The sequence below is a fragment of the Hydrotalea sp. genome (assembly GCF_049968455.1).
Classification (GTDB): Bacteria; Bacteroidota; Bacteroidia; order Chitinophagales; family Chitinophagaceae; genus Hydrotalea.
Genome location: NZ_JBMFQT010000014.1, coordinates 18,847 through 41,362 on the forward strand (window position 1 = coordinate 18,847; position 22,516 = coordinate 41,362).

General features: G+C 35.7%; 16 protein-coding genes. 9 read left to right on the top strand and 7 right to left on the bottom strand.

Translation table 11 applies throughout. The features are described 5' to 3' along the window. Window positions 1–27: 27 nt before the first annotated feature. From ACP5P5_RS10550 to ACP5P5_RS10560, 3 genes are read left to right on the top strand one after another with little or no spacing between them, the layout of a single operon-like run. On the top strand, window positions 28–489 hold the full coding sequence (locus ACP5P5_RS10550; RefSeq protein WP_428286074.1) for a gliding motility lipoprotein GldH: 462 nt from the start codon (window positions 28–30) through the stop codon (window positions 487–489). Beyond that, the gene (locus tag ACP5P5_RS10555; protein ID WP_428286075.1) at window positions 486–1,463 is read left to right on the top strand and encodes a sensor histidine kinase; all 978 of its coding nucleotides are present in this window, start codon (window positions 486–488) and stop codon (window positions 1,461–1,463) included. Before ACP5P5_RS10550 ends, ACP5P5_RS10555 begins: the two co-directional genes overlap by 4 nt. Before the next feature lie 29 nt (window positions 1,464–1,492). Continuing rightward, window positions 1,493–2,200: a response regulator transcription factor gene (locus tag ACP5P5_RS10560; RefSeq protein ID WP_428286076.1), complete on the top strand. Its 708-nt coding sequence runs from the start codon at window positions 1,493–1,495 to the stop codon at window positions 2,198–2,200. On the opposite strand, the gene ACP5P5_RS10565 is transcribed toward ACP5P5_RS10560, so the two are convergent. Beyond that, window positions 2,184–3,929 (bottom strand): BatD family protein, encoded by a 1,746-nt coding sequence (locus tag ACP5P5_RS10565; protein ID WP_428286077.1) that lies wholly within the window; start codon window positions 3,927–3,929, stop codon window positions 2,184–2,186. The genes ACP5P5_RS10560 and ACP5P5_RS10565 overlap by 17 nt on opposite strands. Window positions 3,930–4,037: 108 nt before the next feature. Between ACP5P5_RS10565 and ACP5P5_RS10570 the strand changes: the two genes are divergently transcribed. The 3 genes from ACP5P5_RS10570 (at window position 4,038) to ACP5P5_RS10580 (ending at window position 7,387) form a co-directional block, all read left to right on the top strand. Further along, complete coding sequence (locus tag ACP5P5_RS10570) at window positions 4,038–5,174, top strand: formimidoylglutamase (protein WP_428286078.1); 1,137 nt, start codon at window positions 4,038–4,040, stop codon at window positions 5,172–5,174. Window positions 5,175–5,202: 28 nt separating this feature from the next. Further along, on the top strand, window positions 5,203–6,552 hold the full coding sequence (locus ACP5P5_RS10575; RefSeq protein ID WP_428286079.1) for a D-alanyl-D-alanine carboxypeptidase/D-alanyl-D-alanine-endopeptidase: 1,350 nt from the start codon (window positions 5,203–5,205) through the stop codon (window positions 6,550–6,552). A 235-nt stretch (window positions 6,553–6,787) separates the two neighbouring features. Further along, window positions 6,788–7,387: a CPBP family intramembrane glutamic endopeptidase gene (locus tag ACP5P5_RS10580; protein WP_428286080.1), complete on the top strand. Its 600-nt coding sequence runs from the start codon at window positions 6,788–6,790 to the stop codon at window positions 7,385–7,387. Window positions 7,388–7,465: 78 nt separating this feature from the next. Here the strand turns inward: ACP5P5_RS10580 and mutL are convergent, their stop codons facing one another. Further along, window positions 7,466–9,310 (bottom strand): DNA mismatch repair endonuclease MutL, encoded by a 1,845-nt coding sequence (gene mutL / locus ACP5P5_RS10585; protein ID WP_428286081.1) that lies wholly within the window; start codon window positions 9,308–9,310, stop codon window positions 7,466–7,468. 148 nt (window positions 9,311–9,458) lie between these two features. On the opposite strand from mutL, the gene ACP5P5_RS10590 reads away from it, so the two are divergent. Continuing rightward, the gene (locus ACP5P5_RS10590; RefSeq protein WP_428286082.1) at window positions 9,459–11,189 is read left to right on the top strand and encodes a M3 family oligoendopeptidase; all 1,731 of its coding nucleotides are present in this window, start codon (window positions 9,459–9,461) and stop codon (window positions 11,187–11,189) included. Between the two features lie 74 nt (window positions 11,190–11,263). On the opposite strand, the gene ACP5P5_RS10595 is transcribed toward ACP5P5_RS10590, so the two are convergent. The 5 genes from ACP5P5_RS10595 to radA form a co-directional block, all read right to left on the bottom strand. Beyond that, window positions 11,264–12,592 (bottom strand): PSP1 domain-containing protein, encoded by a 1,329-nt coding sequence (locus ACP5P5_RS10595; RefSeq protein ID WP_428286083.1) that lies wholly within the window; start codon window positions 12,590–12,592, stop codon window positions 11,264–11,266. 308 nt (window positions 12,593–12,900) lie between these two features. Continuing rightward, window positions 12,901–14,103 (bottom strand): ATP-binding protein, encoded by a 1,203-nt coding sequence (locus ACP5P5_RS10600; protein ID WP_428286084.1) that lies wholly within the window; start codon window positions 14,101–14,103, stop codon window positions 12,901–12,903. A gap of 67 nt (window positions 14,104–14,170) precedes the next feature. Continuing rightward, window positions 14,171–14,704 carry a glutathione peroxidase gene (locus tag ACP5P5_RS10605; RefSeq protein WP_428286085.1) on the bottom strand — a complete coding sequence of 178 codons (534 nt, stop codon included), beginning with the start codon at window positions 14,702–14,704 and terminating at the stop codon, window positions 14,171–14,173. A gap of 92 nt (window positions 14,705–14,796) precedes the next feature. Continuing rightward, window positions 14,797–15,498, bottom strand: coding sequence for a ComF family protein (locus ACP5P5_RS10610; protein WP_428286086.1), 702 nt, complete (start codon window positions 15,496–15,498; stop codon window positions 14,797–14,799). A gap of 65 nt (window positions 15,499–15,563) precedes the next feature. Further along, window positions 15,564–16,937 carry a DNA repair protein RadA gene (gene radA / locus ACP5P5_RS10615; protein WP_428286087.1) on the bottom strand — a complete coding sequence of 458 codons (1,374 nt, stop codon included), beginning with the start codon at window positions 16,935–16,937 and terminating at the stop codon, window positions 15,564–15,566. Between the two features lie 661 nt (window positions 16,938–17,598). On the opposite strand from radA, the gene ACP5P5_RS10620 reads away from it, so the two are divergent. Next, complete coding sequence (locus tag ACP5P5_RS10620; RefSeq protein WP_428286088.1) at window positions 17,599–20,769, top strand: SusC/RagA family TonB-linked outer membrane protein; 3,171 nt, start codon at window positions 17,599–17,601, stop codon at window positions 20,767–20,769. A 23-nt stretch (window positions 20,770–20,792) separates the two neighbouring features. Next, window positions 20,793–22,514 (top strand): SusD/RagB family nutrient-binding outer membrane lipoprotein, encoded by a 1,722-nt coding sequence (locus ACP5P5_RS10625; RefSeq protein WP_428286089.1) that lies wholly within the window; start codon window positions 20,793–20,795, stop codon window positions 22,512–22,514. Window positions 22,515–22,516 lie beyond the last annotated feature (2 nt).

Here is a 22,516-nt window from a genome sequence, read left to right on the forward strand (position 1 = left end):
CTTCCATAATAAATTTTTTAAAAAACCATGAAGCAACGTTACATATTTCTTTTTATTGGTTTATTGGTATTTTGGGCCTGCACTTCCATAAACGTTTTTGAAAAATCAGTGCCATTTCCTAATCATGCTTGGAGTAGTACCGATACGCCTTCTTTTCATTTCAATATCACAGACACCAATGCCTTTTATAATCTATATGTAGTGTTTAGGCATGAGGATGCCTATCAATACAAAAATGTTTGGTTGCATATTACTGTTCACGATCCCGATTCCACTTATAGCTTTACTCGCGAATTTACCTTGGCCAACAGTGTAGGGTGGTTAGGTACTTCTATGGATGATATTGTAGACCATAGATTACCATTTAATGCTGTGCCTGCAAAACTAAAAAAAGGAGAATATGCTTTTACCTTACAACAAATAATGCGTGAAGATCCTTTACAACACGTGCTTAATGCCGGCATTCGAATTGTAAAAATTGCACCATGAAGCTTAACTTCAAAAAAAGGCTACTAATAGTAAGTATTGTATACTGGGTATTATTATTGTACATTCTATCTGCTTTGTTGTGGTGGTTCATAGCATTGAATCATCAAAACGATGCAATGACAACACTTAAACTGCAAGAAGTAAATACTACCGAACAAAATTACTTAAATAAAACTGCGGATATTTTACGCGAGAAGCAAAGGAAAACAGCACAATATATTGGTGAAGGATTAACATTTCTGGCTATTATTTTAATTGGTGCAGGCTATGTTTATAGGGCCACTCGCCGACAAATTAAATTGGCGCAACAACAACAAAATTTTATGATGGCAGTTACGCACGAATTAAAAACACCTATAGCTGTTGCCCAATTGAATTTAGAAACATTGCAAAAAAGAAAATTAGATCCATCAATACAAGAAAAGTTAGTCAGTAATACCCTGCAAGAAACCAATAGGCTGAATACCTTATGTAATAATATTTTATTTACCTCACAATTAGAAAGTGGGCATTATCATGCTAGCCCTCAAAACATAAACTTTTCAGCGTTAGTGCAAAATGCCGTTAAAGAGGCAACGGTAAGATTCGCAGGAAGAACAATTATTACCAATATAACTGAAGGAATTAACATAATGGGCGAGCCTTTGTTATTACAAATACTTATGAATAATTTAATAGAAAATGCGTTAAAATATTCCCCAAAACACGCATTGGTAACTGTACAACTAAAACAACAAAATCAACATGCCGTAGTTGCAGTAATAGATGAAGGAATTGGAATTTCGGCAGACGAAAAGAAAAAAATATTTAGAAAATTTTATAGAACCGGCGATGAGAATGTACGTAGCACAAAGGGTACCGGGTTAGGTTTATATCTATGTAAGAAAATTGCACAACAACATCATGCTACCATTCAGGTGTTGGATAATTTGCCCAATGGTAGTATTTTTAAAGTAATTTTTGCTATTGCATAAAATGAAATCATTCAAATAACTTTTTTTCAATGCCCACAAAAGCAAGCATATTATTGGTAGATGATGAAGAAAATTTGCATGAGGCTTTAAAATTGAACTTGGAAATAGAAGGTTACACCGTAACCTCGGCTTTTAATGGTAGTGATGCTTTAAAAGCTATTGCTAACGAATACTTCGATTTAATTATTCTCGATGTAATGATGCCTGAAGTAGATGGCATAAGCGTTGCAGAAACTGTTAGGGTAAACAATAATGATGTGCCAATTTTAATGTTAAGTGCTAAAAATACCGGCGCTGATCGTGTATTGGGTTTAAAAAAAGGGGCAGATGATTACTTAACCAAACCCTTTAATTTAGAAGAATTACTGCTGCGTATTGAAAAGCTTATTGAAAAAAGCAAAAAATTACAAGTAAAAGAAACAGTAGCAGATGTGTATGAGTTTGGGCAAAACAAAATTGACTTTAAAGCACAGGAAGCGATTACAGCAAATGGTAGCAAAGTTGATTTAAGTAAGAAAGAAGCAATGTTATTGAAACTGTTAATTGAAAATAAAGGCGAAGTGGTATCAAGAGAAAAAATATTGCAGGTAGTTTGGGGTTATAATGTGTATCCTACTACGCGTACTATTGATAATTTCATACTTAATTTTAGGAAATATTTTGAAACAGATAGTAAAAATCCAAAATATTTTCATTCCGTTCGTGGAGCCGGGTATAAGTTTACGCCGGATGAATAAATAAAATTTTTAATTGTTCTGCTACATCATACCGATTGGCATTACTTTGCGGAGCATATAAAGCACTATTGCATACTGCAAATAATTGTCGCAGCGCTTCTTTTCTGCCGTTGTCTTTTTCAATACTTATTTCCTTTTCTAGCATACTAATTACTGCCTTAAAAAAAGCAATATCATCCGGAATAGTTAGCAATTCGTAAATACTTTCGGGTTTGGCAGGTTCTATTAAGTTGTTGGGTACAACTGTATCAGCCTGTTGAATATCAGTTTTAATATTAATCACATTATTGTTGCTGATTAGATTTGGTGTAGTATTTTTTTCTTTTTTGTAAAAAATCCACCAGCCTATGGCTAATATCAGTCCAATGCCGGGTATAATCCAAATGTATCGGCTATTGGTGTTTCCCTCTGAATATAGATCCGGATTAATAAAGTTTTTTAAAGGTGGATTCACTTTTATTTCAATAGGGGTAGTTTCAATAGTCGTGTAACTGCCAGTTTCTGTATTGTAAAAATTATAATGAATGGCAGGTATAACGGTAGTGCCTTGTTGTTTGCAAGTAAAAGGGATACTGAAAGTTTTACTGCCTGCAGCAGGATATACTAGTTTGTTTACGTCGGTTTCTTCTGAGCTATTAAAGTGCTCAACTCCTTTAGGCCAATGTACTTGGGGTAAAGTAACGGATGAAAAATTGCCTGACCCTGTTACTTCAATAATCAATTTATTAACATCACCGGCCGTATCAATTTTTTTATCCACTCTTGCATTAATAGTAAAATGACCAATGGCACCACTAAAATTGGCAGTTCCTTTATAGGTAGGCAGATTTGTTACATTAATTTGGGCAGGTTCGCTACTACAAATGCTACTATATTCAAATGTTTTTTGAATAGTATTGTTATTTACCCTATATAAATTAACCGTGTTTTCCACTTTTGCAGTTCCTAAATTAATGGTGCCGGCTGTTAGTGGAATTAACTGTACTTTTCGAATAATGTAAGTGCTATACTTTTTACCATTCAATAATTTTGTTTCCTCATGTAAATCTTGTGTAGTCATTTCATAAACAGTGCATCCGTTAAAAACGGGTTGCTGTATTAATTTTGAAGATGTACGTAAACGGCTATACAAAGTGTATGTTACTAAAATAGGCTCGCCTACTACACAATTTTTTTTACTGGCTTCAACACGAATAAAAATATTATCCTTCATTTTTTTTGCTACATCTTCTCCGGGTAATACAATGGCATTGCGTTCCATTTCATTTGGCTCATCTAAAACATCGCTTTCAAAAAAACCACCGGGCATTTGTAAACCCGCTTGTTGTTGCCTTCCGGTAGGAAGATTTCTTTGCACTAAAATAGTAACGGGTTTACAACGGATACTAATTGACGAAAGGTGTAGTTCACCGGCTGGAATTTCAATACTTCCTGTTTTTAAAGGTTGTATTTCATAGCTAATAATGGTTTCTGTTTTTTGAACGCCATTTATGGAAACTTGTTGTAATTGAAAAAATGGACCGGAAATAATACGCCAATTTTTGAAAACCGGCGCTATCCAATTGTTCATGCTTGCTTCGCCTTTATATGTATAACTTACCTGCAGCGTTTCTTGCAGGCCAATGGTGTTATAACTCGTATTAATTTCAAACTTACTTTGAGCCAACAACGAAACCGGTAAGAGTAAAATTAATACAATAGGCAAACGATATTTATATACATAACGCATAAGTGCCAAACAAATATAAAACCTTAGCCTTGGGTTTTTGCAACCTGTGGGTTAATATGGGGTTAAAACATAACGCACAATAATGTATGTTTGTTAAAAATATAGGCTATGAATTTGGAAAGTTTATTAGAATTTTTAGAACCTGTACCCATACATGTCATTGCCAACGAACAATCATTTGCTGAAACCCAAATGGGCGGTCAAATTGATATGTATATTGCTGATGGCACTTTGCCGGAAATTGAAAATGCAGATTTAGTTATTATTGGTTGTAATGACATGCGTGGTGCCGGTATTCATAGTAATCGTTCAAGTGCAGACGCAATTAGAGAAGCATTTTATCCTTTATTTTATTGGCATAAAGAGGTAAGGTTGGCCGATTTGGGTAACGTTAAAATTGGTGCAACATTGGCCGATTCTTATGCAGCTTTAAAAACTGTTGTGAAGGAAATGATTGCTGCCGGGAAAAAAGTTGTAGTAATAGGTGGCTCTCACGACCAAACTCTTGGCTTATATCATGCTTATGCCGAAACTGAAACCATTATTGAAGCAGTTTGTGTTGATGCGGTAATTGATTTAAACATGGATTCTGCTGCACCGGCAGATCACTTCCTCATTCAAATGCTAACAGAAGAGCCTAATTATTTAAAACATTATAGCCATATAGGTTTTCAAAGCTATTTAACACATCCTAACATGCTTCAAACCATTGATAAGCTAAGGTTTGATTGTGTGCGGGTAGGTAAGAGTAAAGAGGATTTGAGTGAAATGGAACCCATTATACGCACAGCAGAACTATTTACGTTCGATGTTTCTGCTATTCAATATGCGCATGCCCCAGCCAATTGGCTTACACCAAACGGATTTACCGGAGAAGAGGCTTGTAGCTTGATGCAATTTGCAGGAATGAGCAATTCTGTTAAAGTAGTAGGTGTTTTTGGATATAATGTTGCTAATGATATTCATAATTTAACAGCCAAACAAATTGCACACATGTTGTGGTATTTATTAGATGGCCTATTGAAAAGCAGGCATGAAGCTGATTTCAATGACTCTGAAAACTTTAAAAAATACCACTTAGCTTTTGCTGAATTTGATACAGTCTTCCTGCAAAGCAAAAAAACAGGTCGTTGGTGGATGCAAACCTATGATGGTAAGTTTATTCCTTGCAGTAAAACCGATTATATTTTAGCATGCACCGATGAAATACCTGAACGTTGGTTGCGTTATGCCGAAAGAATGTAACATAATTCATTACCCAATTTTTTATACAATGCAAAAGGTTAAAACATTTATTACACTCAGTTTTGCTACCATTATTTTTTTTGCATGTGTAACACATAAAAAAATTCAGACAAAATCGGTTAGCCCGTTAATTAGTAAGTCAACCAATGAAGACAATCCGGCTTTTACTATTGATTCTTTATTAAACAATGCCTCCTTAAAAGGAGCTCAAGTGGGTATTTGCATAGCTGATGCATCAAACGGCAATAATTTAGTGCAATACCAGGCCGATAAATACTTTATTCCTGCAAGTAATATGAAATTATTAACCTGCTATGCAGCCATGCGTTACTTGGGTGATAGTTTAACTGCATTTCGATATGTAAACAAAGGAAACGATACAATTGAGTTGGAACCGAATGGTGATCCTACTTTTTTGTTAGCTGATTTTCCTATTCAACCTGCATTTAATTTTTTAAAGCAACAGAAACAAATTATTATAACTACACAAAATTGGAAGGATGCTGCTTTAGGTGCCGGTTGGGCATGGGACGATTATACAGAAGATTATATGGCTGAACGTTCCTGTATGCCAATTTATGGTAACGTGGCCACATTTGCGTATAAAAAAGTAATGCCGGCTTATTTTCAAAATAATATTTCAAATCCTTACCATATCAATTCTCGTTTTTATACCATTAAACGTGGCATTGGCAATAATAGCTTTGAAATGCTTCCTTCTGATAAAGAAATAAAGGATTTGCAAGTGCCATTTTTTACCCAACAAAAAAATTTATTGTCGCAACTATTATCCGATACTTTACATGTATCTGTTAGTGAAGCTAATTTTAAATTGAATCGTTTACCGGATGTGCAAACAGTAAAATCGCAGGCTACCGATAGTATGCTAAAAATTATGATGCACCGCAGTGATAATTTCTTTGCTGAACAAAGCCTATTAATGGTAAGCAATGAGTTATTAGGTGAAATGAATGATAAAAAAATTATTGCGAAATTATTAGAAACTGATTTTGCTGCTTTGCCTCAAAAACCCAAATGGGTTGATGGCAGTGGCTTAAGCCGATATAATTTAATAACCCCTGCCGATTTGGTGGCCGTTTTGCAACAAATGAAAACCAACTTTGGTATGGTCCGTATTGCTGCTATTTTGCCAACGGCTAATGCGGGAACACTTAGTGGTCATTATAAAAATTTTGCAGGTAACTTATTGGCTAAAACTGGAACATTAAGTAATCATGTTTCAATTAGCGGCTTTGTAAATACTGCAAGTGGGAAGCCTATTATATTCTCCGTTTTGGTCAACAACCATCTAAGCAGTGCTAGAGCAGTTAGAAATGTAGTTGAAAAATATTTAACTGCGTACATTCAATCTAATTAATACATTTTTCATTCATTTTTTTTCGTTGTAGAAAATTTGAATAGAAAGAATGCCAGCCAAATATTACAAACATAAATTTTCAAAAAAAGTGCATGACGCTTAAATCATTTTTTTAATTTGCTGCAGGGTTTGTTGTGCTGTTTTTTTATACCATTTTCCTGAATTCTTTAATTCCTTTTGGATTTTAGCTGTTTTTAAAACACTGGTATTAGTAGCTGCATATATTATTGCTCGTATGCAAGGATGGAAGGGATGGGACGGGTATGGATTGGGTAAAATAAAATATCGTTGGTTGTTTTTGGTGGGAGGGTTATGCATTGGTATTTTATTTTTTAGTTTATCGTGGTTGGCATCCATACTGTTTCAATTTGAAACAATAACGAAAGTGCAGGTATGGCAACAATGGATGATGCAACTGCCTCAAATCATGCTCATTACTTTTATTCCTTCTTTAGCAGAAGATATATTAACTAGTGGTTATTGGTATGCCCATTTTTCATTTTTAAAGTCTTGGCATTGGGTATTGCTTTCGGCAATTGTTTTTGTGCTGAATCATATTTGGAGGTTGAATGATGGTTGGGCTGTTTTGACTTATCTTTTTTTGTTAGGAATTGCTCTGGCCATTACCATCAGGCTTTCACATTCATTATGGCTGGCATTAGGTATACATTGGGGAGCCAATTTGGCTTATCAGGCAATAGTTAGTTTCATTACCACTGAAAGTAAGGTACAAGATGCAAGTAGCAATTGGTTACTGGCAGCCGCTTGGGCTTTGTTAGTTGTTGTATTATTATTGATGATGCAGAAAAAAGTATTTAAAAAAAAGTTTTCATGAAACCACTGTTTCATAACACATTTTTCAAGGAAGCAGTTAGATATTTTCACTGCTGCTAATTTTCCAAAAATGATGTAATTAATTTTTCCCAAACATTCTGTCTAAGTAGTCTTCTTTAAATTCTAAAAAAGTGGGACTGCCATTAATGGTATAGTTAGGTGTTGCACACTGTAACAAGTCGTTAATAAGTTGCTTCATTTCACTTTGTGATAAATTTTTACCCGCTTTAATGGCTTGTTGGCGACTCATACAACGAATTAATTTTTCTCGCTTACTGAATTTTACATCGTTGCTAAAATGTTTAAATTGTTCAATCAATAATTCAATGGCTAATTTTTCATTTCCTTGTACTACATCGGCAGGTGTTCCTTGTATTACAAAAGTATTATTGCCAAAAGCTTCTAAGTGGTAACCAATTTTCAGCAACTCGGGTATTAATTCGCTTAAAAGGGAAGTATCGGCTGCCGATAGTTCAATTGTTGAAGGAAACATACTTTGCTGCACCGGTATAGGGTTTAGGTGCATAGCTGTTTGAAATTTTTCGTACAATATGCGTTCATGTGCCAGTTGTTGGTGCAATAGTACAAAACCACTTTCTGTAGGAACAATAATATAGGTTTGATGCAATTGTACTAATGTTGCTTCGGGCAAAGGATTAAAGATGTGTTTTTTTTCAGTTGCCGGTTGCCATAAAGTGGTATCTGCGCCACTAATATCAATAGGCAAAGCCTCAGTCGTTTCAAAAAATGATCGCCAGTTTTTTAATTCACTGTTATTGTCCTTCTCAATAAAATGTGCCTGATGTTTTTGAGTAAAGGTTTTGTATAAGTTAGAAGCTTGGGTTTGTTGTTTTTGCTCTTGTGTCATTGGCTTACTAACGGCATCCAATTGCTGTATGTCTGCATTTAAAGAAAAGTCTAATGAAGGTGCAATACTAAATTGTGCCAATGCATGTTTCACTGCTGCTTGCACAAAAGCATAAATAATTTTTTCATCCTCAAACTTAATTTCCTGTTTTGTGGGGTGTACATTAATATCAACTTGCGATGGGTCTACATCAATATACAATACATAAGTTGGATAACTATCTTTCGCAATTAAATTTTCAAATGCAGCACTTACAGCATGATTTAAATAGGCGCTTTTAATAAAGCGGTTATTTACAAAAAAATATTGATCGCCACGCGTTTTTTTGGCTGTATCCGGTTTTCCCACAAAGCCATATACGTTAAGATAGTCCGTTTCTTCTTTAACAGCAACTAATTTGGCATTGTATTGATTACCCAAAACCTGCACTATACGTTGTTTTAACGAACCCGCTTCTAAATGAAAAACCTCCTGACCATTATGAGTTAAACTAAAAAATATTTGCGGAAAGGCCATTGCCACACGAATAAATTCATCAATAATATGCCGCATTTCTGCAGCATTACTTTTTAAAAAGTTTCTTCTGGCAGGCACATTAAAAAACAAGTTCTTCATGCTAATGCTAGTGCCCGAATTACAAGCACAAGGTTCTTGCTGTAACACTTTACTGTTTTCTATACACAGATAAGTGCCAAATTCACTTTCGGGTTGGCGGCTTTTAATTTCAACTTGAGCTACAGCGGCTATGGAGGCCAATGCTTCGCCTCTAAAACCCATTGTTTTTATATGAAATAAATCATCAATAGCTTTAATTTTACTGGTGGCATGTCGTTCAAAGGCCATTCGGGCATCGGTTTCGCTCATGCCGCTGCCATTGTCAATTACCTGAATTAAACTTTTGCCGGCATCTTGTACAATCAATTGAATTTTTGTTGCATGGGCATCTACTGCATTTTCTAACAATTCTTTTACGGCACTGCCGGGTCTTTGAATTACTTCACCGGCAGCTATTTGATTAGCAATATTATCGGGTAACAATTGTATTTTGTCGCTCACGGCACTTCAACGTTTTGAAACGGTAAAATTAAACTTTATTTAGCAGCCATCATCCATGTTTTTGGTACCTTTGTGCACCTTTTTATTAACAAATAAATTTTTTTATAAAGTACTCTGTTATCTATTTCATCATTAAAAAAAATTATGTATGCAGGAAACGATAGTTGCCAATGCAAATATTGAAAAGTTACCCCGCCATTTTTTACCTGCCGATTTTACGGTAACTACTTGGGAGTTGTTAGAACCATATTTTATGAACCTGAAAGAACGTTCCATTAATAATGTTGCCGAGTTGGAGGATTGGCTTCGCGATATTAGTGAATTAGAAGCAGTAGTGAGTGAAGATGCTTGCTGGCGACAAATTAAAATGACCTGCGATACTACCAATCCTGCATTGGAAGAGGCATACAATTTTTTTGTAATGGAAATTCAGCCCAAAATTCAGCCCTATGCAGATGCGTTGAATAAAAAATTAATTAATTCACCCTTTGTTAAAGAGTTAGATCAAAAGCAATATTTCACCTACTTACGTTCCGTAAAAAAAAATATTGAATTGTTTCGCGAAGCCAATATTCCCATTCAGGCTGAATTAGGTGTATTGCAACAACAATATGGGGTTATTGCCGGAAAAATGACGGTAGAAGTTGATGGCCGTGAATATACTTTGCAACAAGCAGCTCAGTTTTTAGAAAGCAGTGATCGTTCGGTAAGAGAATCTATTTATCGAAAAATTCAAGAAAGAAGGTTACAGGATAAAGAAGCCATGCATCAGTTATATAGTCAACTGATTCAAAAACGCCATCAAGTGGCACTCAATGCCGGGTTTGCCAATTACCGCGATTATAAATTTGTTGAATTAGGTCGATTTGACTATACAAAAGAAGATTGTTTTCAGTTTCACGAAGCAGTGAAATTACATGTGTTGCCTATTGTTAATAAAATTTATGAAAAGAAAAGGCAACAATTGGGTTTAGATACTTTACGCCCTTGGGATACAGAAGCAGAACCGGCTGGCACCCAACCTTTACGACCATTTAAAACCGGAAAAGAATTATTGGAAAAAACAGAAGCCTGTTTTCGTAAAATGAATCCCTTTTTTGCTGATTGCCTTGTAAAAATGGATCAATTACACCACTTTGACTTGGAAAGCCGCAAAGGCAAAGCACCGGGTGGTTATAATTGTCCTTTAGCTGAAAGTGGCGCACCTTTTATTTTTATGAATGCTGCCGGACAAATGAGTGATGTTACTACTATGGTTCATGAGGGTGGGCATGCCATTCATTCCTTTTTAGCACACCATTTACCTTTGTCTGCTTTTAAAGAATACCCTATGGAAATTGCAGAAGTGGCTAGTATGAGCATGGAACTATTTTCAATGAGCCATTGGGACACTTTCTTTGATAACGATACCGATTTAAAACGTGCAAAAGCACATCAGTTAGAACGTACCATTACTATTTTCCCTTGGATTGCTATTATTGATAAATTTCAACATTGGGTATATGAAAATCCAAGTCATACTGTTGAAGATCGCACCGATAATTGGATGCGTATATTAAAAGAATTTTCAACTGATGCCATTGATTATACAGGTTTAGATGCTTACCGTGCTATTGGTTGGCAAAGGCAATTACATTTGTTTGAAGTGCCATTTTATTATATTGAATATGGTATTGCTCAATTGGGTGCTATTGGTTTATGGATGCAATACATACAAAACCCTCAGCAGGCTTTACAAAATTATATGCGTGCTTTAAGCTTAGGCGGCACCCAAACTTTACCTGAGCTATATGCAGCTGCAGGTTTACAATTTAATTTGTCGCCGGCGCATATTAAAACATTAATGGAGTTTGTTGATGCACAAATGGAGGCATTGTAGTATTCAACTATTTGTAAAATAAAAAAAAGAGGCAGCGTGAAAAACGTACCTCTTTTTTATTTTAAAATATCAATCTATGCATTATCCTTTCCTTTAGGCAAATTAGGTTTATTAACGGGCTTGCCTTGCTGTTGAGGTCTGTTGCGATTATCGTTTTTATTATTGTTATTATTACGTTGTCTATTATCGTTACGGTTGTTATTATTGTTGCCCCTATTTCTGTTATCGTTGTTATTGGGTTGCCGCTGTTCATTGCTGCGGTTATCGCGATTATCACGATTGTCGCGACGTTGTTCACCTTTGTTACGCTTATTGGTTTTTTCTAAGCTCTTTAAAGTAATTTGTCCAACAACATCTACAAATTGTGGTTCTATAGCTTTCGGTTTTCCGCTAACTACATCAACCGGTTCTAAATCATCAGGTAAAATATTTTGCGCATTCATGCGCTTTATTTCTTTTACCCGCTCAATGGTAAGTGGATAGTATTTACTTCCCCCTTCCATCATATACCACATCAAATTTTTAAAAATATCTTTTTTAATTAAAACGGCATTGCCTTTAGTGGTTTGCAGTGTGTCAACATTTTCCGGAAAATGTTGTAATGCATCCAAATACGTATCCAATTCATAATTCAAACAGCATTTTAAACGACCACACTGACCGCTTAATTTGGTTTGATTAATAGATAAGTTTTGGTAACGTGCAGCAGTTGTATTCACACTTTTAAAATCTTGCAACCAGGTACTGCAACAAAGTTCGCGGCCGCAACTGCCAATACCGCCCACTTTTGCAGCCTCTTGGCGAATACCTATTTGCCGCATTTCAACTTTTAGTTTAAACTCGGCGGCATATAATTTAATTAGTTCTCTAAAATCAACCCTATCTTCTGCAGTATAAAAAAAAGTAGCTTTTTTACCATCGGCTTGTATTTCTACTTCGCTCAATTTCATTTGTAAATTCAATTTCCGAGCCAATTCGCGGCTGCGAGCTTGCACTGCAGGTTCACGATCTTTTTGATAGTGATAGCTTTCTAAATCGCGTTCCGAGCTGCGGCGAAGTACTTTTTTTATATCGGGGTTCATTTCATCAACCCCTTTCTTTTTTAATTGCAGGCGCACTAATTCGCCGGTAAGGCTAACTTCACCCACATCAAAACCGGTAACGCCTTCAACAGTTACATATTCACCCTTTTCAAATTGCTGAAGGGAAGTATTTCTAAAAAATTCTTTTCTGCTGCCTTGTTTAAAGCTTACTTCAATTATTTTACAATCAGCATCGCTAAAAGTTAATGGCAGGTTTTGAAGCCAGTCATACACATTTAACCGATTGCAACCGCCGGTACTGCAACCGCCGTTACTTTTGCAACCGCCGGGTTTTTTGGTGCCACATGATCCACATCCCATTATGTCGTTTTCATTTTAAAGTTCAACTAAATAAAAATACTGTAGAAAACTGAGTGTAGGAGGGGTATGTTACCAACAGCAGTTCCCTGTTCAACGCCTGTTGTGTCACTCACTTCAACGTTCAGAACAATAGTGCGCTATGGCGTTCCTATACATTGGTAAGGCCTGATAAAATTATATAAGTACATCAAATACATCAGGTACAAATGCTATTTCCCCTTCACACCTATTCACACAGGAAAAAAGGTACAACCCCACAATTTTCAGTTCTACAAATTCAAAAATAGGAAATTTATTGGCAATAGTGTTTAAACATGTAGGGTTACCTTGTTTTGAATAATAAATTGAAGCTTTATGGTTAGGGCCATAAACAACATTTTGGCATTGGCATTTCTTTCAATATAGTAAATGGCATTATCTAATTCATTTACAATGGCCTGCTGTTGGCTAACGGAAGCAATTTTATTAAGCCTTTGTGCAAAATCGGCTTCGGCAGGTAAGTAATGCAGAGCTTCTGTTCCCAATAACCTTATGTGTAAGCTTTCTTCCAATAAGTGAATGAAATATCGTAAAAACTGTTTTTGTTTTTCCCGCCCCGCCTTGGCAATTTCTTCCACAAACTTTAATTGCATACTTGGGCCGGCTTTTAAGGTGGCATTCAACCATTCTCTAAGCAAACTTTGCCAATCTGCGGCAGTATCTTGTATCATTTGTAAAGCCTCACGATAATTGCCTTCGCAAACTGCCGCAATTTGTGCTGCAGTGGTTTGCGCTAAGCCGGCTTTTTGTACCAATGCATTTTCTATGTCATGCTTGTCTATCATGGGTACCCGAATTACCTGACAACGGCTAACAATGGTAGGTAATACGCCATCTTCTTGTTCGGCTACTAAAATAAACAATGTGTTGGCGGGTGGTTCTTCTATTAATTTTAATAATTTATTGCCTTCTTTGCCTAAGTATTCGGGCATCCACAACACCAAAACCTTGTATGCGCTTTCAAAACTTTTTAAATTTAGTTTACGCATAATATCGTTACACTCTTCAGCAGTTATATTGCCTTGCTTATTTTCTGCACCAATAAATTGTAACCAATCATACACATTTCCATACGGATATAATTTTACAAATTCTTTCCACTCAGTAAAATAATCGGTGCTAATTGGTTTGTCGCCACTTTTTTTGGGTATTACCGGGTAGGAAAAATGTAAATCGGGGTGCATGAATTGAATAGCTCTATGAAAGGCCGGCAATGTTGTAATTTCATCCGGACTAATCCAGTTATTGTTACTGCTTGGAGGGGCAGTTTCTCCAAATAAATCTATTCCATTGCTGTGGGCGTTTTGTACAGGTTGACTCACTACCCATTGTGCAAATGCAATAGCTAAAGGTAGGGCACCTGTTCCTTCTTTACCAACCATTAATAATGCATGGCCCAGCCTATTTTGCTGCACCATAGTTATGAGTTGTTGCTTTAAATCTGATTGTCCAATTACATCTTTCAGTTCCATGATGGGTACAAAATAAAAGGAAGATGCTTAAACAACATCTTCCTTTACAAAATATTTCCGGGTGGTGTTAATTTAGGTACTTTAAAATTTCAGGACTATCGGGTGTAACAGTACTCGGGAAATAAGCCAATAATTTACCATGCTCATCAATTAGAAACTTGTTGAAGTTCCAGGTAATGGTGGCATCTAATACCCCGTTTTCTGATTTATTGCATAACCATTTATAGATAGGTGAAATATTGGGGCCTTTCACATCAATTTTTTCTGCTAAAGGAAAAGTAACGCCATAATTTTTTTTGCAGAATTGAACGATTTCATCGCTGCTACCAGGTTCCTGATTGCCAAACTGATTGCAGGGGAATCCCACTATCACTAATTTGTCTTTGTATTTTTCATAGAGTTTTTCCAAAGCTTCATACTGTGGAGTAAATCCACACTTAGATGCGGTATTCACTATTAAAATTTTTTTGCCTTCATATTTGGCAAAATCAATGGTGCCAACGTTAATAGAAGGAACTTTGAATTGATAAATGGTGTTACTTTTCATTGTTGTAAATGAGGTTAAAGCAACTATTGCTGCAATGGTGAACAAATACTTCATGGTTAAAAGTTTTTGGTTTTAGATAATGCAAAAAACAATAACGGAAATTACTAACAATTGTTGGGGTTGAATGTTTAATTTTTTAATAAAACCTATAAAAGTGTATAGGCTACTGTAGCAATTTGCACGGACGCTACCGGAACCGATAAAAGAGCATTACTACAAGCCTCTAATGTTGCACCGGTTGTAATTACATCATCCACCAACAAAATATTCTGTTGTTTTAATATTGCAGGTTCAATAATAGTAAAAGCGTCATTCATGTTTTCCCAACGCTGAACCCTGTTTTTTTGCGTTTGTGTCTGTGTAAACTTTTTACGAACAATGACATTTGTATAAACCGGTTTTTGTAAAACTTCAGCTATACCTTTGGCAATGCAAGTTGATTGATTGTAACCTCGTAATTTTTCTTTTTTAGGATGCAAGGGTAATGGAATAATGGCATCAATAGGTTTAAAACGTTTGGAAATATTAAGTTGATGGCCTATTTGTTGCCCCAGCCAAACACCAACGTCTTGCCGACCTTTATATTTTAATTGAAACAATAATTGTTGTACAAGTGATTGTTTGGTAAAATAAAATGCAGCTGCTGCTGCATCAATAGTTACTCTGCCATAAAAGCTTTGTTCAACGGGATTGTCGGCTGCTTCAAAAAAACCGGTACGGGGTAATTGCATTAAGCATTGGGTACATAAAAATTGTTCAGGCATAATATCAGTATTACATCCTGTACAAGTATGCGGAAAAAATAAATGAACAAAATTTGTCCAATAATCTTTTACAATCGCCAACATGCTTTAAAAATAAAACAAATATGCTTTAAGTTAAGCAAATTGTTTTTTTTTGATAAAAGTGTTGATTAAAAAATTTGTTGATAAAGTTCTTGCACTTCGCTTAGAGCCACAATTTTAATAGTATATTTTTTTACCTGAATAGCTTTTTGATTGTAGCGTGAAATGAAGATTTTTTCAAATCCCAATTTTTCAGCTTCGGCAATACGTTGCTCAATGCGGTTTACTGCTCTTATTTCACCGTTCAATCCTACTTCTCCTGCAAAACAAATATGTGTCGGTAAAGGAATATCTTCATACGAGGATAGTAAAGCAGCAATTAAAGCTAAATCAATAGAGGGGTCTTCAACTTTTAATCCGCCTGCAATGTTGATGAATACATCTTTAGTGCCGAATAAAAAACCGCCTCTTTTTTCTAATACAGCTAGCAATAATTGTAATCGTCTTAAATCAAATCCACTAACAGTTCTTTGTGGTGTACCATAAACGCTTTGTGTAACCAAAGCCTGCACTTCAATTAATAAAGGCCTTATGCCTTCAACGGTTGCAGCTATGGCACTTCCGCTTAATGTAAGTTCGCGTTGTGTTAATAAAATTTCAGAAGGATTGGATACTTCTTTCATGCCGTCTCCAGTCATTTCATAAATACCCAATTCAGAAGTACTGCCAAAACGATTTTTCAGTGTGCGCAATATGCGATAAGTATAGTGGCGGTCGCCTTCAAATTGTAAAACAGCATCAACAATATGTTCTAAAATTTTGGGTCCTGCAATGGTGCCGTCTTTCGTAATATGACCAATTAAAAATACAGGTGTGTTGGTTTCTTTTGCAAAGCGTTGAAATTCGGCAGTGCATTCCCGTATTTGCGATATACTACCCGCACCTGCATCAATTAAATTTGATTGTAAGGTTTGAACTGAATCGACAATAACTAATTGCGGTTGCAATTTTTTTATTTCATTGAATATGGATTGCGTAGTTGTTTCTGTTAATAAGTAAAAGGAAGGATGTTTTAACTGAATACGGTTGGCACGCATTTTAATTTGTTGCTCACTTTCTTCTCCACTAATATATAAAACTGTTAAGTTTTGTAATGATAAACCAATTTGTAAAAACAAAGTGCTTTTGCCAATGCCCGGTTCGCCGGCTACTAATACTATGCTTCCGGGTACGATACCACCCCCCAAAACTCTATTTAGTTCATTGTTAGCGGTAATAATGCGTTCTTGTTCATTCGCATTAACTTCATCTAACGCTATTGCCTTGTTGTTGATAGTTTGTTTGCTACCGTAATTTTGCCAATTTAGTTCAGGTTGATTATTTTTTTGAATTACTTCCTCAATAAAGGTATTCCAATTATTGCAACTGGGACATTTGCCTAACCATTTCGCGCTTTCATAACCACAGTTGCTACAAAAAAATGCTGTTTTTATTTTACTCATCTTATTTCAAAGTTAATGGGCTGTAATTATTTGCTGCAATAAAATGTAGCAATGTTTAACAAATGCATACGTATTTAAAACGTCAATAGGTTACTTCATTCTGATTTATTGCATTTGAAATTTTAAGTCAAGTACAAATTTTAAGTAGCAATATATTTTTTTGATAGAAAGATGGTTGTTAGCATGTTTGCTTAATGCATTTTTTTTCGATAGCATTTAATAAAATAGATGCAGATGACTTTACCAATTTATATGGTATATTAACGCAAAAGGGCCAGCAATAAAGCCGACCCTTTTACTTACTAACCCATTAAATTCCACCACTAAATTACAATAATGGGGCAGATGGCAAAATATTTTTTGATGAAAAAGCCCTAAAACTTACCCACATAGGGAAAAGGAGTGCGCCGGTGCAATTTTGGCATAAATCCAAAATGTAATACGACATAATGACTTTTTAATAAAAAAATTAAAAAGGATTGAATGTGGTTTGATTGATATCTATAATTGGTTGTTAAGCATTGCAATTACACGCAAAAAGAAATGATTATGAGATTTTTAAAAAATAATTGTTAATTTTTTTGGTTGAAAATTAACAAATAGCTAATTTGAACGGCAATATACCGTGATAAACGGATTAATTCACCAAAACTACACCAACATGAGAAAAAAATTATTGATGGTTTTCTCTACCCTTTTGCTACTTTTTGCGGGTGTTCATGCCCAAACAGTAACAATTTCGGGTAAAGTATTAGACGATAAAGGCAAGCCAATTGATGGTGCCTCTATTGTTGACAAAAAAACAAAGCAAGGCACTTCTACTGATGCCGAAGGTAATTTTAAGCTGAACATTAAGGCGGGTTCATTAATTCAAGTTTCTAGTATTGGCTTCGCTAAGAGGGAAATAACTGTACATGGTAATGAAACTTTGAACATTACCTTGGTGCCGGAAAACGAGGATTTAAGTGAAGTGGTAGTTACCGCCTTGGGTATTAAACGCGAAAAGAAAGCGTTAGGTTATGCGGTTTCTACAGTTGGGAGTAAGGATTTGGAAGCTAGACCTGAGGGTGATATAGCTAGGGTATTAAATGGTAAAGCCCCAGGAGTAAGCATAGTGAATACAAGTGGATTGAGTGGTAGTGGTACAAACATTAATATTAGAGGTATTAGCACAATTACAGGAAATTCTCAACCTTTATGGGTTGTAGATGGAGTTCCTTTTGATGGTGGTACAAATAATGAGTCTACAAATTTTACTTACGGTAACCAAACTTCTAGCAGGTTTCTTGATTTAGATCCTAATAATATTGCCAGCATAAGTGTGTTAAAAGGCTTAAGCGCTACAACCCTTTATGGTTCTGCTGGTAGAAATGGTGTTATATTAGTAACAACAAAAAATGGTTCAACAAGTACAGTAAGAAAAAAGCAAGAAGTATCTGTAACCCAATCTTATTTTCAAACCAAAGCAATTTTACCCGATTATAATCAGGAATATGGCGGTGGTTTTGATTTAAGTTTAGGAATAGCCTTTTATAGTAACTGGGGTGCAAAATTTACTAATCCTCCTGCTATAGTAAAACATCCTTACGATAGAGCTGCACTGAACAGTGTTTTCCCTCAATTTGTTGGTGCACCTTATGCCTACAAATTCTATAATAGTGTACATAACTTTTTCCAAACCGGAAACACAAGTACAACTTCAATTAATGTATCGGGTACTTCAGGTAAGTTAAATTATAACATGAATTATGGTTACACCGGTGATGCAGGTTATATTCCAATGAATAGTATGTTCAAAAATACTTTTGGAGTAGGTGGTACTGCCAAACTAACCAATAATTTAACTATAAGTGGTACACTAAACTATGTATCTAACGATGTTAAATCACCTCCTACCAGTAACAGTTATGGTAACAACCCAACAAATGCCTCTATTTTTGGTAACGTTATGTATACCCCAACTGCCGTGGATTTAATGGGTTTGCCTTATGAAAATCCGTTTGACCACTCTTCTGTTTACTATAGGGCTAGTAATGACATCCAAAATCCTCGTTGGACACTATACAATGCATTTACTGATGATAAGGTAAGTAGGGTTTTTGGTCAGATGAGAATTGGTTTAGATTTGGCTAAAGGTATTAACTTGTCATACCATGTGGGTATAGATAATTATACAGAATCCCAAATGTATGCACAAAACAAAGGAGGTATTTTTACCCCAACTGGTATACTTCGCACCTCTACTGCATTAAATACAATCATGGATCACACAGTTTTGTTGAATTTCAACAGAAATTTGAATAGCAATTTTAATTTGAATTTAGATGCGGGATTCAATGCCAGGAAATACAATTTTTCACAAACTGGTATGACTAGCACTCAACAGTTAGTGTATGGTTTAATGAATCATGGTAACTTTATTACGCATGACATTTATAGTGAAGCAGGTGCTCCTTTAAATTATAACACTGAAAAAATATTAATGGGCGCTTTTGCACAAGGTCAATTAGGGTATAAAGATTATGCTTTTTTAAACTTTGGTGGACGGAACGACTGGGCCTCTACTGTTGAAAAAAGCAATCGTAGTTTGTTTTATCCAAACATAGGCGTGTCATTTATACCTACTAGCGTGGTGAACTGGCTGCAAGGAAATAAGCAAATAAATTATTTGAAATTCAGATTAGGTTATTCAACAAGTGCTAATTTCCCGGATCCATATAGTACAAGGCCTTCTTTAAACATTGGTACTCGCTCCTTTATTACCGGAGGTGGCACTGCAATCAATGTGAATTCATTACAATCACAGTTGCCTAATCCCGATTTAAAACCAGAGTTGTTAAAAGAAGCTGAAGCTGGAGTAGAAGGTAGATTTTTAGATAATAGGTTAACCTTAGACCTGTCATTTTACAGAAGAATTGCCAGCAATCAAATATTAAATAGATTCCTAGATCCTTCAACCGGTTATACTTTCCAACAAATTAATGCCGGCACTGTAAGAAATAAAGGTATTGAAATGGCCTTAGGATATGATGTTATTAGAGGTAAAAAATGGAAATGGCATTTAGATGGATTATGGTCATTGAACAGAAGTAACGTTAGCGATTTACCAAGTTACATCACAAGAATTAATACTTCTGGATATTCAAATCAGGGAACTTTCGCAATGAATGGTCAACCCCTAGGTATTATTATGGGAAGCTATATTCAGCGTGATCCTAAAACCGGACAACGTTTAGTAGGCGTTGACGGTAACTATGTAGCAGCTAATGATATAGGTATCATCGGCGATCCAAATCCAAAATATAAACTAACCGGTATTAGTGAATTAAGTTATAAAGCCTTCTCATTTAGAATGCAATGGGATTTCACTGCCGGGGGCGATTTATATTCAGGAACTTCCGGTGCATTATTAGGACGCGGTGTTACAAAAGATACACAGTTTGATAGAGCTGCTCCATACATTTTACCCGGAGTATTAGCTAATGGTCAACCCAATAACATTCAAATTTCAGCTACTCAGGCTTTTTATGGTAATAGTATAACAAATGGTGCACCTGATGAGACAGCGATATATGATGCTACTTGTATCAGATTAAGAGAGGCATCTTTATCTTATCAGTTACCTGCAAAACTGTTAAATAATTTGCCTTTTGGAAGTATTTCAATTTCACTTTCCGGTAGCAATCTTTGGTATTATGCACCTAATTTCCCTAAGTATATTCATTTTGATCCGGATGTTAACGGATTAGGTGTTGGAAATGGAAGAGGAATGGAATTTTTAACTGGTCCATCAGCTCGTAGATACGGTGCCAGCATTAGGGTAACATTCTAATTTTTAAATTAAAAATGTGTAAAATGAATTATAAAAAATTATTTATCGGATTGGGGATTTTTCTGACCCTTGTATCCTGTAACAAACAACTGGATTATAATTTGAATAATCCAAACTATCCCAGCTTAGCTACGGCTGACGTGGATTTGTACCTTAATCAGATAGAACTAAGTTTTAATAACTTTTGGACTACAGCATCAGATTACGGTGCACAATTAAGTAGACAACAAAACTGGGTTGGGCCATTGTATAAAAATGCATACCAACCCGCTAGTTTTGATGGAATGTGGACTACTGCTTATTCCAGTATGCTTGTAAATGCTACTGCAATGTTACCATTGGCAGTTCAGCAACAAAAATTCATACATTCTGGTATAGCCCGCACATTAATGGCATTTACCTATGGAACTTTGGTAGATGACTTTGGTGATGTTCCTTATTCACAAGCAGTTTTAGGAGCTGCCAATACCAATCCAAAAGTTGATGGTGGTGCATCAATCTATGCAGCTGTTCAAACTATGTTAGATAGCGCTATTTTAGATTTCCAAAAAACAGCAATAGCAAAGCCGGCAAACGATTTATTTTATAATGGTGATGCAACTAAATGGATTACGTTTGCCAAAACTTTGAAGCTCAAATTTTATATGCAAGCCCGCCTTGTAGATAATACTGTTGGCCCCAAAATTCAGGCGTTACTCACTGAAAATAATTTAATTAATAGCCCTTCTCAAGATTTCGTATTTCAATATGGTACAAACTTAACAGCACCCGATAGCAGGCATGAGCATTATGGTATTGATTATGTGAATAGTGGCGGTGTAGGGGAGTATTTAAGCAATTATTTTATTTGGGATGTAACTGCTGCTAAATACAATGGTATTGTAAATATTGCCAATAACTCAGCAAGCAATGCTGACCCAAGAGCTAGGTACTATTTCTATCGTCAGGTAACTAACTATAGTTGGGCGAATCAACAATCAGCCCCTTGTTTTGGTAACTCCTTTTACGGCAGTTCTAATTTCCCCGCTTGGTATCCAAGTGTTCCGGATCAAACCCCTTATTGTGTAGTGGGTAAAGGTTACTTAGGTCGTGATCATGGCGACAATAGTGGTTCGCCACCAGATGGAGGTTATAGAACAGCATGGGGTGTATATCCAGCAGGAGGTGAATTTGATTATGATCAGGCTGCATCAGTAACATTAGGAATGGGTGCCGGCGGTGCAGGTATTAATCCAATTTGGTTATCTTCTTATACTGCATTTTTAGAAGCAGAGGCTGCTTTAACATTAGGCATAACTACTCAAGGTTCTGCAAGGTCATTGTTGCAAAGTGGTGTAACTGCTTCAATAAATAAAGTGATAGGTTTCCCAGCAGCAATTGGTTATAATGGTGTACCTAGTGCACAGGTTCCAACAACTTCACAAATTAATAATTATATTAATTTAGTTTTAAGTATTTATGATGCAGCACCAAATACTGATGCTCAACTGAATACGGTTATGAATGAATATTATATTGCTTTGTGGGGTAATGGTGTAGAAGCCTATAATAATTTACGCAGAACGGGTAAACCATCAAACGTACAATTAGCAGTAACTACTCCATCTCCAGGTTTCTTTATGCGTTCGTTCTTTTATCCTTCTGTTTTTGTTAACAGAAACTCAAATGCGCCGGCACAGAAAACTCCTGGCGATGCAGTAAACAAAGTATTTTGGGATAATAACCCCGATAACTTTATTAAATAAAT

Coding starts and splice junctions, on each gene's coding strand:
- ACP5P5_RS10550 (WP_428286074.1), top strand. CDS start 28: ATGAAGCAACGTTACATATTTCTTTTTATTGGTTTATTGGTATTTTGG.
- ACP5P5_RS10555 (WP_428286075.1), top strand. CDS start 486: ATGAAGCTTAACTTCAAAAAAAGGCTACTAATAGTAAGTATTGTATAC.
- ACP5P5_RS10560 (WP_428286076.1), top strand. CDS start 1,493: ATGCCCACAAAAGCAAGCATATTATTGGTAGATGATGAAGAAAATTTG.
- ACP5P5_RS10565 (WP_428286077.1), bottom strand. CDS start 3,929: ATGCGTTATGTATATAAATATCGTTTGCCTATTGTATTAATTTTACTC.
- ACP5P5_RS10570 (WP_428286078.1), top strand. CDS start 4,038: ATGAATTTGGAAAGTTTATTAGAATTTTTAGAACCTGTACCCATACAT.
- ACP5P5_RS10575 (WP_428286079.1), top strand. CDS start 5,203: ATGCAAAAGGTTAAAACATTTATTACACTCAGTTTTGCTACCATTATT.
- ACP5P5_RS10580 (WP_428286080.1), top strand. CDS start 6,788: ATGCAAGGATGGAAGGGATGGGACGGGTATGGATTGGGTAAAATAAAA.
- ACP5P5_RS10590 (WP_428286082.1), top strand. CDS start 9,459: ATGCAGGAAACGATAGTTGCCAATGCAAATATTGAAAAGTTACCCCGC.
- ACP5P5_RS10595 (WP_428286083.1), bottom strand. CDS start 12,592: ATGGGATGTGGATCATGTGGCACCAAAAAACCCGGCGGTTGCAAAAGT.
- ACP5P5_RS10600 (WP_428286084.1), bottom strand. CDS start 14,103: ATGGAACTGAAAGATGTAATTGGACAATCAGATTTAAAGCAACAACTC.
- ACP5P5_RS10605 (WP_428286085.1), bottom strand. CDS start 14,704: ATGAAGTATTTGTTCACCATTGCAGCAATAGTTGCTTTAACCTCATTT.
- ACP5P5_RS10610 (WP_428286086.1), bottom strand. CDS start 15,498: ATGTTGGCGATTGTAAAAGATTATTGGACAAATTTTGTTCATTTATTT.
- radA (WP_428286087.1), bottom strand. CDS start 16,937: ATGAGTAAAATAAAAACAGCATTTTTTTGTAGCAACTGTGGTTATGAA.
- ACP5P5_RS10620 (WP_428286088.1), top strand. CDS start 17,599: ATGAGAAAAAAATTATTGATGGTTTTCTCTACCCTTTTGCTACTTTTT.
- ACP5P5_RS10625 (WP_428286089.1), top strand. CDS start 20,793: ATGAATTATAAAAAATTATTTATCGGATTGGGGATTTTTCTGACCCTT.